This window comes from Rhizobium sp. SVR5-9E (assembly GCF_056755095.1).
The window spans coordinates 1-246 of record NZ_JBNDHS010000606.1 but is presented as its reverse complement, the minus strand read 5'-3'; the positions used below and the strand labels follow the sequence as shown (position 1 = coordinate 246).

General features: G+C 57.3%; 1 protein-coding gene. It reads right to left on the bottom strand.

What is annotated here, in order from left to right; genetic code table 11:
- Positions 1-101 precede the first annotated feature (101 nt).
- The coding region (locus ACPYOJ_RS36240; RefSeq protein WP_481420517.1) for a methyltransferase family protein at positions 102-246 on the bottom strand (145 nt) is incomplete at its 5' end.

Here is a 246-nt window from a genome sequence, read left to right as displayed (position 1 = left end):
CGGTGACCCGTGGCACGCCGATCGAGAACCTCATCAGATCTCCGACAATGCGTCGCGCCGCCGAAAGCTTGATGGTTCGGCCTCGCATCATTCCCCCCTTATTAAAGATACGGAATAAGGCGCTTGGTCCTCTCCATATAGTCGCGGTACCGGGTCCCGAAAATTTCCAGCGTCATACGCTCTTCCTTGTCGACCCGGAGAAAAAACAGGATTGCGAAGCCGACCAGGCCCGCAAGTCCGACCACC